This is a genomic window from Streptococcus oralis, assembly GCF_019929345.1.
Lineage (GTDB): Bacteria > Bacillota > Bacilli > Lactobacillales > Streptococcaceae > Streptococcus.
Genome location: NZ_JAHZPJ010000016.1, coordinates 16,903 through 33,698 on the forward strand (window position 1 = coordinate 16,903; position 16,796 = coordinate 33,698).

The following is a 16,796-nucleotide window of genomic DNA, read 5'->3' on the forward strand; positions in this document are numbered from 1 at the left end:
TGATAAAAAACTATTGACAAAACAAAAATATAGTATATAATAAAAACATAGAAAATAAAAATATTAAAAATTATAAAAAGGTAAAATATTTATGAAAAAGAAAACAGCAGTGGTATTTGGGACCTTTGCCCCTCTCCATCAAGGGCATATCGATCTGATACAGCGAGCCAAGCGTCGGTGTGACCAGGTCTGGGTAGTCGTTTCAGGCTACGAGGGAGACCGAGGAGAGCAGGTAGGTTTAAGTCTTCAAAAACGATTTCGCTATATCCGAGAAGCTTTTCGTGATGACGAGTTGACCTCTGTCTGCAAGCTGGATGAGACCAACCTTCCCCGTTACCCTATGGGCTGGCAGGAGTGGTTGGACCAGATGTTAGCGGAGATTTCCTATGATGAAACCCAGCAAGAACTGACTTTTTTTGTGGGAGAAGAAGACTACCAGCAAGAGCTATCTAAGCGTGGATTTGGCACTGTCTTGCAAGAAAGAAAGTTTGGTATCTCAGCGACTATGATTCGAGAAAATCCAAGCAAATATTGGAAATATATCGCTCAGCCCTTCCGTCGTCAGTTTACAAAGAAAGTGTTGATTATGGGAAGTGCAAGTAATGGGAAGACTACTTTAGCAAAAGATTTGGCAAGGTATTATGATGCGCCCGTCAGTCTGGAATACGCGCGTGAGTACCAGATTAAAAACAATGTCCGCGACGATGAATTGACTCCAAAGGATTATTATTATCTCCTTTTAGGGCAGTATGACCAGACCTCCAAGTTAATCGATAGCAATGCCAATAGAGGCCTAGTGATAGCCGATACCAACTCCTTGGTAACCAAGGGTTACTATGACTATTACATGGAGACTGAGGATCAGGGGGACTTATCAGGAGAAACCTTTGACAATCTCTTTGTCTCTATCTTGGCCAAGGAAAAATGGGACTTGATTCTCTTTGTGCAACCTGTTGGCTCCTATGTCAATGACGGATTTAGAGATATGACCATGGCAGAAGACCACATTCGCTACAGTTTTTCCCAGCATTTGGATCAGATGAGAGAGCGATATTTAACGAATATTCCTTTAGTTTATCTAGCGGAGGATTATCTAGGCAATTATGAAGCAGCCAAAGTGGCTATTGATGCCATTTACCAAGCAGATTAGGAGAAAATTATGAAAAAGCTAACTGAAAAAATCACACAATTTATCGAAAACTTTAAAAATGTCCATGCAGAAGCCCGCAAGATCGGTTTTGCAGGAATCATGCGCCTGCTCTGGAAAGATCTCTTTGTCGGCCGTAGCCTTGTCCAGTGGTTGTATTTCATCGCCCTGTCAAGTGTTCCCTTGATCTTGGAATTCACTCAAAATACGGAAAGTCATGACTGGCTGAGCTTGTTTGCATCCTGGACTGGTATTGTCTGTGTTATCTTGGTAGCAGAAGGGCGTGCGAGCAATTATCTCTTTGGGGCCATTAACTCGGCTATCTACTTGATCTTGGCCATGAATGCGACTTTTTATGGCGAAGTTTTGACGACTGTTTACTTCTTTGTCATGCAGCCAATTGGTCTCTATGCTTGGCTGTCCAATCGTATCAATGAACAGGAAAAACCAGAAGAATCCCACTTTGAAGCTAAGAAATTATCTGTTCTTGACTGGCTCAAGTACTTGGCCTTGACTGCCATTATCTGGATTGGTATGGGCTTGGCTTACCAAAGTATCAATAGCGCTCGCCCTTTCCGTGATAGTGTTACCGATGCGACCAATGGTGTTGGTCAGCTCTTGATGACACGTCTCTACCGTGAACAATGGATTTTCTGGATTGCAACAAATCTCTTTAGTATTTATCTCTGGTGGGGTGAAAATATCCACATCCAAGGGATGTACTGGGTATACACGCTCAATAGTCTAGTGGGTTGGTACCAATGGACTAAGGCAGTTCGAAAGGAGGCATAAGATGGCAGACATAAAGATTCCAGCCGGGATGACGGAAAAAGAATATTATGAAATCCATGCCAGTCAGGAGGAGTTTTTAGACTGGTACTACAAGCAGGAACTCCCTCAATATGAAAAACCAAGTGTGACAGTGGATATGGTAGCCTACTGCTTTGTCGAAGGAAAGATCAAGCTCCTGCTGATCCGTCGCAAGGCTCACCCCTATCAGAACTGTTTAGCCTTAGTTGGAGGCTTTATGGACAAGGGAGAAGATGCTGCACATGCCTGTCAACGCGAGGTGAGAGAAGAAGTCAATCTCGATCTTCCTTTGGAGAAAATCGAGCAATTGATGACGGTATCGACCCCCGGGCGTGACCCCCGGGGCTGGACAGTGACCATTGCCCACTTAGTGTACCTACCTAGTCGTGCCTTAGACCTCGTTCAGGCAGGAGATGATGCCAAGGATGTCGTTTTCGTAGATGTCGATTTTCAGACAGGCAAATGTTTCCTAGAGGGAGTCGAGTTGAAGGAGCAAGCCTTCGCCTTTGACCATTATGCCATTATCCAAGAATCCATCAAACGAATCCAAGGTCGTCTTGACTGGAATCCAACCTTCCTCTATCTGCTAGAGGAGGAGTTCACTGTCTATGAAGGGACTGAACTGGTCAATCTCATCAATCCCGGTCGGCCCATCGTCAGCAATAACTTTCTCGTAAAATACGGAGAATATGTAGAAGAAGTCGGACTCAAACGAGTGCCCAAAAAGAAACCAAGAAAAACCTATCGATTGAAATAAAAAGTGAGGTCGGGAACTTTTCCTGACCTCTTTATGTACCATCATGAGATGGCTTTCTGTTACAACTGTATTAGGGGTGGCTATCTTTCTTAGGATTACTCAATATGTGAGTAAAGAAGTCTTTGTATCGATACTTGAGATAGTTCTCATGTAAAAATAACAAAGCGATATAAACAATCATAAAGATTGTAGTCAGATAGAAGACATCAAATGCAGTTCGCGCATAGTAAGTGGCTGATTGATAAGAGCCAATAGCTCCCAAAATCAACCAAGGAAGATACTTGTAATACTTATTTAACATGAGAGTGCACCTCCTATATTCTATTTCAATGTTATTATATTCCTTTATCTAATGCAATGCAAGCGATTACACAAGAGCGATGCAAAAAATAGGACTCTAATCTAAGAAATTTTCTATTTTTTCGTTTCAATTACGAATAGAAATAGTAGAGAGAAATTTTTTAAAATAGTTTCTCTAAATAGTTGACAGATTCAAAACCCAATGTTACAATTATATTACAAAAAGATTTCTTAACATTTCAAAAATGTTACAAAGGAGTAAAAATGAAAAAGAAAACCTATATCAAATTGATGGCGGCGACTGTATTGGCTTCTACCTTGCTACTAGGAGCTTGTGGAAATAAAAACGAAACCACTCAAACCAGCAGCTCTGCCAAGACAAGTCAATCATCAAGTTCTAAAGCAGCTTCTTCTAGCAAAGAAAGCAAGACCCAAAAATCTTCAAGCTCAGCTTCATCTGAAAAGGCTCAGGCATCTTCTGGTCAGTCTTCTACAACGGCAGATCAGTCACAAGCGAAACCAGCACCTGAAACAAGACAAGAACAAGTAGCTCCTAGTCAACAAGCTCCATCTCAGGCACCTTCAACTCAGCAAGGTTCTCAAGCCCAGTCTAACCAGTCAGGCTATGATCCAACAACTGACCGCAAACTTCAAGACAAGCAAGCAGAACACAACAAACGCTACAAGGGTGTTTTAACCATGGTCGATGGTGACTTCTCAGCAGCTGCAGGCAACTGGAAGGGAGCGAATGGCGAAACTATTACAGTTTCATCAGGAGGCCAATTTACAGTAGAAACTGCAGATGGAAAGAAAGAAAACTATTCTATCAGAGGCTACTCTTACACCCTTGATGATGGCAAGTATAATGCCAAAATCGGTGGAGGAAAAATCATCCAAATTACAACAGGTGCGGATGGTAAAGTTTCAAGTGTTGCCTTGATTCAATAATAGTATCTAGGATTTCCTAGGATAAAAAAACCGTAAACTCAAGCGAGTTACGGTTTTTTGTGTATTAAGCTTTATCTAATTGCAATAGAGCTTCAATCTCTGCCAGGGTGCTAGCTTGGGAAATGGCTCCACGAAGTTTGGCAGCGCCAGATGTTCCTCGGAGATAGTGAGGAGCGAGGCCGCGGAATTCACGAACGGCTACGTTTTCTCCTTTGAGGTTAATCAAGCGTTTCAAATGTTCGTAGGCGATTTTCATCTTGTCTTCAAATGTCAGGTCAGGGAGAATTTCTCCAGTTTCAAAGTAGTGGTTGATCTGGTTGAAGAGGTAGGGATTTCCCATGGCTGCGCGGCCAATCATAACAGCGTCAGCACCAACTTCTTCGATACGTTGTTTGGCTTCTTGGACAGTGCGGATGTCACCGTTAGCGATGAATGGAATCTTTGTCAGAGCTTGGGCAACCTTGTGAAGGGTCTCAAGGTCCGCATGGCCAGTATACATTTGCTCGCGTGTACGACCGTGCATAGCAAGGGCAGAAACACCTGCAGCCTCAGCAGCGAGGGCATTCTCCACGGCTAGGGATGGATCAGACCAGCCTGTACGCATTTTGACAGTGAGGGGGATATCAAGGACAGATTGGACCTTGTTGATAATAGAGTAGATCTTGTCTGGATCCTTGAGCCACATAGCGCCAGCTTCATTCTTCACGATTTTGTTAACTGGGCAACCCATGTTGATATCGACGATATCAGTCTTGGTGTTTTCTTGGATGAATTCTGCTGCGCGTGCGAGGCTGTCTTCATCGCTACCAAAAAGTTGGATAGAAACAGGGTTCTCTCCTTCATCGATATGAAGCATATGTAGGGTTTTTTCGTTGTTGTATTGGATTCCCTTGTCAGAGACCATTTCCATGACAACGAGTCCAGCTCCGAGCTCTTTTGCGATGGTACGAAAGGCTGAGTTGGTGACACCAGCCATGGGTGCTAAAACAGTACGATTGGGAATCTCAACATTGCCAATCATAAAGGGTGTATTAAGATTTGTCACGAATGAGTTCCTCCAGGTCGTTTTCATCAAAGTTGTAAGTTGTTTGGCAGAATTGGCAAGTGATTTCTGCCCCGTGGTCTTCCTCTTTCATTTCCTCAAGGTCTGAGCGTGGAAGGCTGGCAAGAGCGTTCATAAAACGGTCTTTGCTGCAGTCACATTGGAAACGGATTTCTTCTTCAGATAGACGTTTGTAGGATTCGTCACCATAAATAGCCTTGAGGAGAGCTTCGATATGGTCATCACTTTCCAGAAGGGTTGAGATGGCAGGCATTTCTTGGATGCGTTTTTCAAAGCGGGCAATCTCTTCTTCCTTGGCCTCTGGCAATACTTGGAGAAGGAAGCCACCAGCGACTTTGACCTTGTCGTCTTTATCCAAAAGAACATTGAGGCCGACTGCTGAAGGTGTTTGTTGACTTTCTGTCAGGTAGTAGGCCAAGTCTTCACCGATCTCCCCAGAGATGAGAGGAGTCATGGAGTTGTAAGGATTTCCAGTACCGTAGTCTGTAATAACGAGGAATTGACCGTTTCCAACAAAAGGTCCAACAAGGACTTCACCAGTTGCAGTCTTTTTGATGTCAACGCCAGGATTTTGCACATAGCCTTTGACATTTCCCTTGGTATCTGCGACTGTGATGATGGCACCGAGAGAGCTCGTTCCAAGAACTTTAACCGTTAACTTGGTATTTCCTTTTTCATTGGCTGCGAGAATTTGGCTAGCGATAAGGGTACGGCCAAGTGCAACAGTTGAACTGGCTTGAGTTTGATGTTTTTCTTGAGCAGTGCGGACGGTTTCAGTGCTATCAAGGACAAAAGCACGAAAGGCTCCGCTTTCTGATATAGTTTTAATAATTTTATCCATAGCTACTATTTTAGCATAAAAATGCCCAAAGGGGGAGTCGTGTGTTTGCTGTCAATTTTTAATCGTTTAATGTGTGATAATAGGTGTTAGGATTTCGAGGGAAAGGAATAGATTTTATTCATCTTTTACCTTAGCTTAAAATAAGCTAAAATGAATCTTGAAGTGACGGTAAACAGTTGAAAATTAGGAGGATAAAGTGGTAAAATGTTAGGAAGATAAGATGCTAACAATACATACTGATAGTTAATGGAAATAATATATTAATGGATAGCTTATGAAAAAACAACGAAATTTACATGTGTTTTTAGGCCGGACGGCTCTATATTTTGTAATCTTACTTGGTTTGCTTTATTTTTTTAGTTACCTTGGTCAGAGCCAAGGCACCTTTATTTATAATGAGTTCTAGTTTAAAGGAGAAGAGGAACAGTGTCTAATAAACCGATAAAAGATATGATTGAAACGATTGAGCACTTTGCTCAAACACAACCAACATATCCTGTCTACAATGTTCTAGGTCAAGAACATACTTATGGTGATCTGAAGGCTGATTCGGATAGTTTGGCTGCAGCTATCGACCAACTAGGCTTGCCTGAGAAATCTCCAGTCGTCGTTTTTGGTGGTCAGGAATATGAGATGTTGGCTACCTTTGTAGCGCTAACTAAGTCAGGTCATGCCTACATTCCAATTGACAGCCATTCGGCCTTGGAACGAGTTTCTGCTATCGTAGAAGTTGCAGAGCCAAGCTTGATCATTGCTATCTCGGATTTTCCATTAGAGCAAACTAGCGTACCGATGCTGAATTTAGAGCAAGTCCATGAAGCTTTTGCTCAAGCTTCTAGCTACGAGATGACGCATCCAGTCAAGGGAGATGATAATTACTACATCATCTTTACTTCTGGTACGACTGGTAAGCCAAAGGGAGTGCAGATTTCCCATGACAATCTCCTCAGTTTTACCAACTGGATGATTACAGATAAAGAGTTTGCGACGCCAAGTCGTCCACAAATGCTGGCCCAACCACCTTATTCTTTTGACCTATCTGTCATGTACTGGGCACCAACCTTGGCATTAGGTGGTACGCTTTTCGCTCTTCCATCTGCCATCACACAGGATTTTAAGCAACTCTTTGCGACCATCTTTTCATTGCCAATCGCTATCTGGACCTCAACGCCTTCCTTTGCGGATATGGCCATGTTGTCAGAAGATTTTAATAGTGAGAAAATGCCAGGAATTACGCATTTCTACTTTGATGGTGAAGAATTGACGGTCAAAACAGCTCAAAAACTACGCGAGCGATTCCCAAATGCCCGTATTATCAATGCTTACGGTCCAACAGAAGCAACAGTGGCTCTGTCAGCAGTTGCTGTAACAGACGAGATGTTGGCGACTCTCAAACGCCTGCCAATCGGCTATACCAAGGCCGATTCTCCGACCTTTATCATTGATGAGGAAGGCAATAAGCTGCCAAATGGTGAACAGGGAGAAATCATTGTTTCTGGGCCAGCTGTTTCAAAAGGCTATATGAATAATCCTGAAAAAACGGCAGAAGCTTTCTTTGAATTTGAAGGACTGCCAGCCTATCACACCGGAGATGTGGGAACCATGACGGATGAAGGCTTGCTTCTCTACGGCGGACGCATGGACTTCCAGATTAAGTTTAACGGTTACCGCATTGAGCTAGAAGATGTCTCTCAAAATCTTAACAAGTCTCGCTATATTGAGTCTGCTGTTGCTGTTCCACGTTATAACAAGGATCACAAGGTGCAAAATCTACTGGCCTACGTTATTTTGAAGGACGGTGTTCGTGAGCAGTTTGAACGCGATATCGATATTACCAAGGCTATCAAGGAAGACCTAGCAGATATCATAATGTCTTATATGATGCCATCGAAATTCCTCTATCGAGATAGTTTACCACTAACGCCTAATGGTAAAATTGATATTAAGGGCTTGATTAATGAGGTAAACAGTAGATGATGGAGCTTTACAAACAGCTGCCTCATTTGGAACCTTATGGTGATCTTTATTATTTTTTGTATGTGATTGCTGCGACCCTACCGATATTTATCGGGCTCTTTTTCAAGAAACGTTTTGCCTGGTATGAGGTGCTGGTTAGTCTCTTCTTTATCGTCACCATGTTGGTCGGTGGAAAGACGAATCAAATAAGCGCTCTTATCCTTTATGTTATCTGGCAAGTACTGCTTGTATCTTTCTACAAAAGGTACAGGAAAAAGCAGGATAGTAAATGGATATTTTATCTAGTTAGCTTTTTATCCCTATTGCCTATCGTCTTTGTGAAAGTATCTCCTGCTATTCATGGACCTCAATCTTTGTTTGGCTTTTTAGGGATTTCTTACTTGACCTTTCGTGCAGTTGGGGTTATCGTTGAGTTGAGAGACGGTGTCATCAAGGATTTAAAGATTTGGCAATTCTTACGTTTTCTTCTCTTTATGCCGACTTTCTCAAGTGGTCCTATTGATCGTTTTAAACGTTTCAATGAAAATTACGAGACCATTCCTGAGCGGGATGAGCTGATGGATATGCTAGAAGAGGCTGTCAAATATATCATGCTTGGCTTCCTTTATAAGTTTATCTTGGCTCACATTTTGGGAGAAACATTATTGCCTCCGCTGAAAAATTTGGCCTTGCAGACAGGTGGATTCTTTAACCATTATGCTCTTGCAGTCATGTATACCTTCGGTCTGGAGCTCTTCTTTGACTTTGCGGGCTACTCTATGTTTGCCTTAGCAATTTCAAACTTGATGGGGATTCATAGTCCCATCAATTTTAACAAGCCCTTTTTGTCAAGGGATTTAAAAGAGTTTTGGAATCGCTGGCACATGAGTCTGTCTTTTTGGTTCCGTGACTTTGTCTTTATGCGGATGGTTATGGTGTTGACCAGAAAGAAGGTCTTTAAAAATCGCAATGTGACTTCAAGTGTAGCCTACATTCTCAATATGCTGATTATGGGATTTTGGCATGGTGTGACCTGGTACTACATCGCCTATGGACTTTTTCATGGGATTGGGCTAGTCATCAATGACGCTTGGGTTCGTAAGAAAAAAGCGCTCAATAAAGAACGGAAAAAAGCTGGAAAGGGTTCCTTACCTGAGAATCGCTGGATTCAGTTGCTTGGCATGGTTGTCACCTTCCATGTCGTGATGGTTTCATTCTTAATCTTTTCTGGATTTTTGAATGATTTATGGTTTAAAAAATAAAAGGATATAAAAAATGGATATCAAATCAGAAGTTATTGAAATTATTGATGAGTTGTTTATGGAAGATGTTTCTGACATGATGGATGAAGATCTTTTTGATGCTGGTGTCTTGGATAGCATGGGCACTGTTGAATTGATTGTTGAGATTGAAAACCGTTTTGACATTCGTGTTCCAGTGACGGAGTTCGGTCGTGATGACTGGAATACGGCTAATAAAATCGTGGAAGGTATCACGGAGTTAAAGAATGCTTAAACGCTTGTGGCTGATCTTTGGGCCCATCTTCATTGCTGGATTTTTGGTTCTTCTACTCATCTTTTTTTATCCAAGTACAACAAGCCATAATCTGACGGAGGAGAAGTACTCTGCAGCTTCCATCAGTAGGGAAAGTTTTAAAGAGAGAAGTCAAAAAGTGAGGGCGTTAACGGATCCCAATATGCGTTTTGTCCCTTTTCTAGGGTCAAGTGAATGGATTCGATTTGATAGTGTCCATCCAGCTGTTTTAGCAGAAAAATACAATCGTCCCTATCGCCCGTACTTTATGGGTCAGGCAGGAGCGGCCTCGCTTAATCAATATTTCGGTTTGCAGCAGATTCTGCCAGAAATCGAGGAAAAGCAGGCGGTGTTTGTCATCTCTCCTCAGTGGTTTACAGAGACGGATTACGAGCCAGCGGCGTTTCAGAGATTCTTTAATAGCGACCAGTTGACAGCTTTTTTGGAAAATCAATCTGGGGACATCTCGGCTAAGCATGCTGCGACGCGTTTGTTGAAGCAGAACCCGAGTGTGGCATTGAAAGGCATCCTTCAAAAGCTTTCAAAAGGAGAGGACTTGTCAGATGCTGATCGACTTATCATCAACGTCTTTGCACGATTCAATGAAAAGCAGTCCTCTCTTTTTGGTCAATTTTCCATTCAGGGGAAACTCAAGTACAAAGAACATGTAGAAAACTATTTAAAAGATCTTCCTGATCAGTTTTCCTATGACACTTTAGAAGAAATTGCCCGTAAGGATGCAGAGGCAAATACGACCAATAACGATATGGGGATGGAGAATCATTTCTACACGTATGAGGTCAAAAAAGACTTAAAAAAATGGGAAGGGTATCAAAAAAATTATAACTTCCTAAAGTCCTCTGAATACAATGATTTGCAGCTGGTTCTCAATCAATTTGCCAAATCAAAAGTCAATGTACTCTTTGTTATCCAGCCCGTCAACAAGAAATGGATGGAATACACAGAACTCAGTGAAGAAATGTACCAACATGCAGTGGAGAAAATTCGTTACCAGCTAGAAAGTCAAGGCTTTACCAACATTGCTGACTTTTCAAAAAACGGAGGAGAACCTTACTTTATCAAGGATACTATCCACTTAGGTTGGTTGGGCTGGTTGGCTTTTGATAAGGTTGTGAATCCCTTCTTGACGGATCCAAAACCAGCCCCAGACTACAAGATGAATGACCGTTTCTTTAGTAAGGACTGGGCGACCTATGATGGAAATATCAAAGATTTCCAATAAATCGATTAAAAAAACTTGAACTTTTTTGTTCAGGTTTTTTGGTTAAATAACGAATGTTTTATATAAAAACCAGTCAAAAGTTTTATTTTTTCTAGAAATATCGTATAATATAAAGGAAAAAAGAAAAGAAAAGGATTTCAAAATGAATAAACGTTCTTTGTTACCTGTCTTGTCGACAGCCCTGTTAGCTCCAGCCTTCTTAGCTGGACAAGTATACGCTGAAGAAGCAACAACTCCTGCAGAAAGTTCAGCTGTTATAGCGACTCCAGCTCCTGTTGAGAGCCCTGCGGTACCGGAAACTTCGGCAACTTCAGAAGCAGTTGCACCTGCAGAAGCTCCGTCAGCTCCTGTTGAATCTACTAAAAACGAAGAAAAGGATACCGTTATCTTACACACCAATGATGTCCATGGTCGTATTGTAGAGGAAAAGGGAGTAATTGGAGATGCCAAGTTAGCGACTGTCATTGAGCAGGAGCGTGCGAAATCAAATCAAAATACTCTAGTTGTTGACGCGGGAGACGCTTTCCAAGGTTTACCGATTTCCAACTCTACGAAGGGTGAAGCGCGTGCTGAAATTCTCAATCAGATGCAGTATGATGCCATGGCAGTAGGAAACCATGAGTTTGACTTTGGTCTTGATGAAGTAAAAAAATACAAGGAAATCTTGAAATTCCCATTACTTAGCTCAAATACTTATGTCAATGGAGCTCGTCTTTTTGAGGCTTCTACAATCGTTGATAAAGATAAGACTGTGGAAGGTGATGAGTTTGTTGTAATCGGTGTGACGACACCTGAAACTGCTACAAAAACCCACCCTAAAAACATTAAAGGGGTAACTTTTACAGATCCAATCTCTGAAGTCAATAAGGTCATCGAAGAAGTTCAAGCCAAGGCTCGTGCAGAAGGTAAGGACTACAAACACTATGTTGTGCTCGCTCACTTGGGTGTAGATACCACAACTCCAGTCGAGTGGCGTGGTTCAACCTTGGCGGAAGCTCTCTCTAAAAATCCTCGTCTTAAAGGCAAACGTGTGACAGTTATTGATGGGCATTCTCATACGGTAGCTTCCACAACTTATGGCGACAATGTTACCTATAACCAGACGGGAAGTTACCTTCATAATGTTGGGAAGGTTATCTACAAATCACGTCAGCTTTTGGGGAATCCTACGTTGATTGCAGCTGCTGATGCCAAGAAATTGACTGCCAATCCAAAAGTTGAAAAACTAGTCAAAGACATTAAACAAAAATACGATGCTGAAAATGCGGTTGAGATTGTCTCAAACAGCCCTGTAGAACTAAACGGTGATCGTGAAAATGTTCGGGTCCGTGAAACCAACCTCGGAAACGTCGTGGCAGACTCGCTCTATCAGTATGGTCAAACAGGATTTAGCTATCCGACAGACATCGCTGTGACAAATGGTGGTGGCTTGCGTGAAACCATTGCAAAAGGCAAACCAATCACTAAAGGAAATGTCATTGCCGTTCTTCCATTTGGGAATACTATCTCACAAATTCAAGTGACTGGGCAACAAGTTTTGGATATGTTTGAAAAATCACTCGGATCTATCTTGCAGGTCGATAAGGATGGCAAGAAGGTCTTGGATGAGAACGGGCAACCATTGTTAGAGCCAAGTGGTGGTTTCTTGCAAGTTTCGGGTGTGAAGGTCTACTATGATACCAACCTACCATCAGGCAAACGTGTCTTGGCTATCCAGGTTAAAAACCGTGCAACAGGTCGTTATGAGCTACTGGACCTCGCAAAAACTTACTATCTTGCAACCAATGATTTCTTAGCTGCGGGTGGTGATGGCTATACTATGTTGGGTGGTGCGCGAGAAGAAGGTCCTTCTATGGATGCAGCCTTTGAAGAGTATCTTAAAACCGCTGATTTGACCCAGTATGAAAAGATCAATCCGAACTCACGGACGATTTCTGTGGATTCTACAACTTTTAGTCTGCCGGTAGAAACACCTCAAACGAATGCGGCTGCTAACGATGCGACTACAAATGTACCACTTATTTATGAGGTGGCAGGTCAATTTAGCAAGAAGGCAGTTGTCTCAGAAAAGGCCCTCCCAAATACAGGAAGTGAACAGTCCATCTTCTTGCTCTTGATGGGAATGGTAGCTGGTTTGGCAGGTATCTTATCGAGTCGAAAACCAAAGCAAAAATAGGTTAAATTTTACATCTAGAAGAGTCTAGGGAAACGTTTTTACGCCTTTTTCCCTTGACTCTTTTTTGGTTTATGATATAATTAACCAGTAAAGAATCGGTGGCTATCTATGTTTTTTACGAAAAAGATAGCTAGGGAAGGAGTAACACATGAGACAGCTTGCACAGGAAATCGATAACTTTTTAAACGAGGTGATCTTGAGATCTGAGAACCAGCATGAAATTCTGATCGGGCATTGCACAAGTGACGTAGCCTTGACCAATACTCAGGAACACATCCTCATGCTCTTGTCAGAAGAATCCCTAACCAACTCGGAGTTGGCCCGTCGCCTTAATGTCAGTCAGGCGGCAGTGACCAAGGCTATCAAATCTTTGGTCAAAGAGGGCATGTTAGAGACATCCAGAGATCCAAAAGATGCGCGTGTGATTTTTTACCAACTGACAGAGCTAGCTCGACCAGTGGCAGAGGAACACCACCATCATCATGAACACACGCTCTCAGCCTATGAACAAGTAGCAAGTCAGTTTACTCCAAATGAACAAGAAGTTATCCAGCGGTTTTTAACTGCTTTAGTAGGAGAAATCAAATAATGCGGTATATTACAGTAGAGGACTTGTCTTTCTATTATGACAAGGAACCTGTCCTCGAGCACATCAACTATAGTGTTGATAGTGGGGAGTTTGTCACCCTGACTGGTGAAAATGGAGCTGCCAAGACAACGCTTATCAAGGCGAGCCTAGGCATCTTGCAGCCAAGATTTGGCAAGGTAACCATCTCAAAGACAAATACTCATGGGAAAAAGCTTAGGATCGCTTATCTTCCCCAGCAGATTGCCAGTTTTAATGCTGGTTTTCCGAGTACGGTTTATGAATTTGTCAAGTCGGGTCGCTATCCTCGAAAGGGCTGGTTCCGTCGCTTGAATGCTCATGATGAGGAACATATCAAGGCCAGTCTAGACTCGGTTGGTATGTGGGAACATCGTGACAAACGAATTGGTTCCCTCTCTGGTGGGCAAAAGCAACGGGCGGTTATTGCACGGATGTTTGCTTCTGACCCAGATATCTTTGTCCTAGATGAGCCGACGACAGGGATGGATGCTGGAAGCAAAACTGAATTTTACGAACTCATGCACCATAGTGCCCACCATCATGGCAAGGCCGTTTTGATGATTACCCATGATCCTGAGGAGGTCAAGGACTATGCGGATCGCAATATTCATCTAGTTCGTAACCAAGATTCGCCATGGCGTTGTTTTAACGTTCACGAAAGCGACCAGGAGGTGGATCATGCTTAGTTTGTTATCTTATGATTTCATGCAGCGTGCCTTCTTGGCGGTCATTGCCATGAGTCTCTTTTCACCAGTTCTTGGGACCTTCCTTATCTTACGTCGTCAGAGTCTCATGAGCGATACCCTCAGTCACGTTTCCTTGTCAGGGGTAGCCTTTGGTCTGGTTTTGGGAATTTCTCCAACCATTTCAACCATTGCTATTGTCTTAATCGCTGCGGTCTTTCTAGAATATCTCCGGACAGTCTATAAGAACTTTATGGAAATCGGGACTGCCATCCTCATGTCAACAGGGCTTGCAGTCTCCCTTATCGTGATGAGTAAGGGGAAAAGTTCGAGTTCCATGAGTCTGGATCAATACCTCTTTGGTTCGATTGTTACTATCAGTGAGGAGCAGGTCATTGCCCTCTTTATCATTGCTGCAGTCGTTTTATTCTTGACTTTCTTGTTCTTACGTCCCATGTACATCCTGACCTTTGATGAGGACACGGCTTTTGTAGATGGGCTTCCAGTGCGAACCATGTCTATCCTCTTTAACATGGTGACAGGGGTGGCCATTGCCCTTATGATTCCAGCTGCAGGAGCTTTGTTGGTGTCAACCATTATGGTCTTGCCAGCTAGTATTGCCCTTCGTCTGGGGAAAAACTTTAAATCTGTTATGTTACTGGCTAGTGCGATTGGCTTTTTGGGAATGGTAGCGGGGCTTTACATCTCCTATTATGCGGAGACTCCTGCTAGTGCAAGTATCACCATTATCTTTGTAGTTGTCTTTTTATTAGTCAGTCTACTCAAGCGTTATATCAAATAGGAGACGAAAATGAAAAAACTGACCTTCCTTTTGGCAAGTCTTGTGACAGTATTCTTAGTGGCTTGTTCCAATCAAAAACAAGCAGATGGGAAATTAAATATCGTGACAACCTTTTACCCTGTCTACGAATTTACCAAGCAAGTCGCGGGAGATACCGCAAATGTAGAACTCCTAATCGGTGCTGGGACAGAACCTCACGACTATGAACCATCCGCCAAGGCAGTTGCCAAAATCCAAGATGCAGATACCTTTGTCTATGAAAATGAAAACATGGAGACCTGGGTTCCCAAATTGCTAGAGTCTTTGGATAAGAAAAAAGTCAAGACTATTAAGGCGACAGGCAATATGCTGCTCTTACCAGGAGCTGAGGAAGAAGAGGAAGGTCATGATCACGGTGATGAAGGTCACCATCATGACTACGATCCCCATGTATGGCTCTCACCAGCACGTGCTATCAAACTGGTAGAGCATATTCGTGACAGCTTATCAGCAGATTATCCTGATAAAAAGGATACCTTTGAGAAGAATGCCGCTGCCTATATTGAAAAGTTACAAGCCTTGGACAAGTCCTATACAGATGGCTTGTCTCAAGCCAAACAAAAAAGTTTCGTGACCCAGCACGCAGCCTTCCGATACTTGGCTTTGGACTACGGTCTCAAGCAAGTATCAATCTCAGGTCTTTCACCAGACGCAGAACCATCAGCAGCTCGTTTAGCAGAGTTGACAGAGTATATCAAGAAAAACAAGATTTCCTATATCTACTTTGAAGAGAATGCCTCTCAAGCCCTTGCCAATACCCTCTCAAAAGAAACAGGTGTCAAACTAGATGTGCTTAATCCGCTAGAAAGTCTGACAGAAGAAGCAACCAAGGCTGGTGAGGACTATATCTCTATCATGGAGAAAAACCTCAAGGCTCTCAAGCAGACAACAGATCAAGAAGGACCGGAAATTGAGCCAGAGAAGGAAGAAAACACTAAGACAGTTCATAATGGTTACTTTGAGGACGCAGATGTCAAAGACCGCACCTTGAGTGACTATGCAGGTAACTGGCAATCAGTTTATCCTTTCCTTGAGGATGGGACCTTCGATCAAGTTTTTGATTACAAGGCTAAATTGACTGGCAAGATGACCAAAGACGAGTACAAGGCCTACTATCAAAAAGGTTATCAGACAGATGTGACTAAGATTAATATCACGGACAATACCATGGAGTTTGTTCAAGGTGGACAAAGTAAGAAATTTACGTATAAGTATGTAGGCAAGAAAATCTTGACTTATAAGAAAGGCAATCGTGGGGTGCGCTTCCTCTTTGAAGCGACAGATGCAGATGCTGGACAATTCAAGTATGTTCAGTTTAGCGACCACAATATCGCCCCAGTCAAGGCAGAACATTTCCATATCTTCTTTGGGGGCACCAGTCAAGAAGCCCTCTTTGAGGAGATGGATAACTGGCCAACCTACTATCCAGATAAGCTATCTGGTCAAGAAATCGCCCAAGAAATGTTGGCGCATTGATGTAAGAAAAAATCCCGCAAATCTGCGGGATTTTTTGGTAGAAACGATTATCTGAGTAGGTTGCGGGCGGTATAGTACTACAGCTGTGCTGTTCGCAATGTGATAAAGCTGTCATTCATTACTTAGTAGACTTTGGGTGATTCTAACTAACTGGCGAATGCAAAAGTTACGATTGTACAAATTATAGAATCTTTTCAGGGGATTTAGGAAGGAATCTTAGTCATATTGACGCTGCTATTACTTTTTGTTATAGTCAAGGAGAGGGCAGTCTAGAACAATAGTTTATTCACAAGCTGTGGATAAGTCGGAGGAAGAATGATATACAACTCTGAGTGTTGAAGTATCCTGCTAATAGTCTCCTATACTAGTGACTTTTTAGAAAGGTAGTAGAAACCCTAGCGCAGAGCTATTTAAA

17 protein-coding genes are annotated in these 16,796 nt (G+C 42.5%); 14 read left to right on the forward strand and 3 right to left on the reverse strand.

Annotated elements, in window-relative coordinates; genetic code table 11:
• Positions 1-91 precede the first annotated feature (91 nt).
• The 3 genes from K1I97_RS09390 to K1I97_RS09400 are packed head-to-tail and all read left to right on the forward strand — an operon-like array spanning position 92 to position 2,714.
• A complete protein-coding gene (locus K1I97_RS09390; protein WP_223331792.1) occupies positions 92-1,150 on the forward strand; it encodes an AAA family ATPase in 1,059 nt (352 codons plus the stop codon).
• Positions 1,151-1,159: 9 nt separating this feature from the next.
• Positions 1,160-1,939 (forward strand): nicotinamide riboside transporter PnuC, encoded by a 780-nt coding sequence (gene pnuC, locus K1I97_RS09395; protein WP_223331793.1) that lies wholly within the window; start codon positions 1,160-1,162, stop codon positions 1,937-1,939.
• A 1-nt stretch (position 1,940) separates the two neighbouring features.
• Positions 1,941-2,714 (forward strand): NUDIX domain-containing protein, encoded by a 774-nt coding sequence (locus tag K1I97_RS09400; protein WP_223331794.1) that lies wholly within the window; start codon positions 1,941-1,943, stop codon positions 2,712-2,714.
• Between the two features lie 70 nt (positions 2,715-2,784).
• On the opposite strand, the gene K1I97_RS09405 is transcribed toward K1I97_RS09400, so the two are convergent.
• The gene (locus K1I97_RS09405; protein WP_223331795.1) at positions 2,785-3,015 is read right to left on the reverse strand and encodes a hypothetical protein; all 231 of its coding nucleotides are present in this window, start codon (positions 3,013-3,015) and stop codon (positions 2,785-2,787) included.
• A gap of 263 nt (positions 3,016-3,278) precedes the next feature.
• On the opposite strand from K1I97_RS09405, the gene K1I97_RS09410 reads away from it, so the two are divergent.
• Positions 3,279-3,962, forward strand: coding sequence for a hypothetical protein (locus tag K1I97_RS09410; protein WP_223331796.1), 684 nt, complete (start codon positions 3,279-3,281; stop codon positions 3,960-3,962).
• A gap of 64 nt (positions 3,963-4,026) precedes the next feature.
• Here the strand turns inward: K1I97_RS09410 and dusB are convergent, their stop codons facing one another.
• Positions 4,027-5,007, reverse strand: coding sequence for a tRNA dihydrouridine synthase DusB (gene dusB / locus K1I97_RS09415; protein WP_000183317.1), 981 nt, complete (start codon positions 5,005-5,007; stop codon positions 4,027-4,029).
• Positions 4,994-5,866, reverse strand: coding sequence for an Hsp33 family molecular chaperone HslO (gene hslO / locus K1I97_RS09420; RefSeq protein WP_223331797.1), 873 nt, complete (start codon positions 5,864-5,866; stop codon positions 4,994-4,996). The genes dusB and hslO overlap by 14 nt, the downstream gene beginning before the upstream one ends.
• Before the next feature lie 274 nt (positions 5,867-6,140).
• On the opposite strand from hslO, the gene K1I97_RS09425 reads away from it, so the two are divergent.
• The 10 genes from K1I97_RS09425 (at position 6,141) to K1I97_RS09470 (ending at position 16,381) form a co-directional block, all read left to right on the forward strand.
• Entirely contained in the window at positions 6,141-6,272 is a 132-nt protein-coding gene (locus tag K1I97_RS09425) for a teichoic acid D-Ala incorporation-associated protein DltX (RefSeq protein ID WP_008276434.1), read from the forward strand.
• Positions 6,273-6,292: 20 nt separating this feature from the next.
• Positions 6,293-7,843 (forward strand): D-alanine--poly(phosphoribitol) ligase subunit DltA, encoded by a 1,551-nt coding sequence (gene dltA, locus K1I97_RS09430; RefSeq protein WP_223331798.1) that lies wholly within the window; start codon positions 6,293-6,295, stop codon positions 7,841-7,843.
• Positions 7,840-9,084 carry a D-alanyl-lipoteichoic acid biosynthesis protein DltB gene (gene dltB / locus K1I97_RS09435; protein WP_223331799.1) on the forward strand — a complete coding sequence of 415 codons (1,245 nt, stop codon included), beginning with the start codon at positions 7,840-7,842 and terminating at the stop codon, positions 9,082-9,084. The genes dltA and dltB overlap by 4 nt, the downstream gene beginning before the upstream one ends.
• A gap of 13 nt (positions 9,085-9,097) precedes the next feature.
• On the forward strand, positions 9,098-9,337 hold the full coding sequence (dltC, locus tag K1I97_RS09440; protein WP_000351972.1) for a D-alanine--poly(phosphoribitol) ligase subunit DltC: 240 nt from the start codon (positions 9,098-9,100) through the stop codon (positions 9,335-9,337).
• On the forward strand, positions 9,330-10,598 hold the full coding sequence (gene dltD / locus K1I97_RS09445) for a D-alanyl-lipoteichoic acid biosynthesis protein DltD (RefSeq protein WP_173259270.1): 1,269 nt from the start codon (positions 9,330-9,332) through the stop codon (positions 10,596-10,598). The genes dltC and dltD overlap by 8 nt, the downstream gene beginning before the upstream one ends.
• A 142-nt stretch (positions 10,599-10,740) precedes the next feature.
• Positions 10,741-12,774, forward strand: a complete 2,034-nt coding sequence (nt5e, locus tag K1I97_RS09450) for a cell surface ecto-5'-nucleotidase Nt5e (RefSeq protein WP_223331800.1) — start codon at positions 10,741-10,743, stop codon at positions 12,772-12,774.
• A gap of 148 nt (positions 12,775-12,922) precedes the next feature.
• Positions 12,923-13,363 (forward strand): zinc-dependent transcriptional regulator AdcR, encoded by a 441-nt coding sequence (gene adcR / locus K1I97_RS09455; protein WP_223331801.1) that lies wholly within the window; start codon positions 12,923-12,925, stop codon positions 13,361-13,363.
• Complete coding sequence (locus K1I97_RS09460; RefSeq protein WP_223331802.1) at positions 13,363-14,067, forward strand: metal ABC transporter ATP-binding protein; 705 nt, start codon at positions 13,363-13,365, stop codon at positions 14,065-14,067. Before adcR ends, K1I97_RS09460 begins: the two co-directional genes overlap by 1 nt.
• Entirely contained in the window at positions 14,060-14,866 is an 807-nt protein-coding gene (locus K1I97_RS09465) for a metal ABC transporter permease (protein ID WP_223331803.1), read from the forward strand. Before K1I97_RS09460 ends, K1I97_RS09465 begins: the two co-directional genes overlap by 8 nt.
• A 9-nt stretch (positions 14,867-14,875) precedes the next feature.
• Positions 14,876-16,381, forward strand: a complete 1,506-nt coding sequence (locus K1I97_RS09470) for a zinc ABC transporter substrate-binding protein AdcA (RefSeq protein ID WP_223331804.1) — start codon at positions 14,876-14,878, stop codon at positions 16,379-16,381.
• The last annotated feature ends 415 nt before the right edge of the window (positions 16,382-16,796 follow it).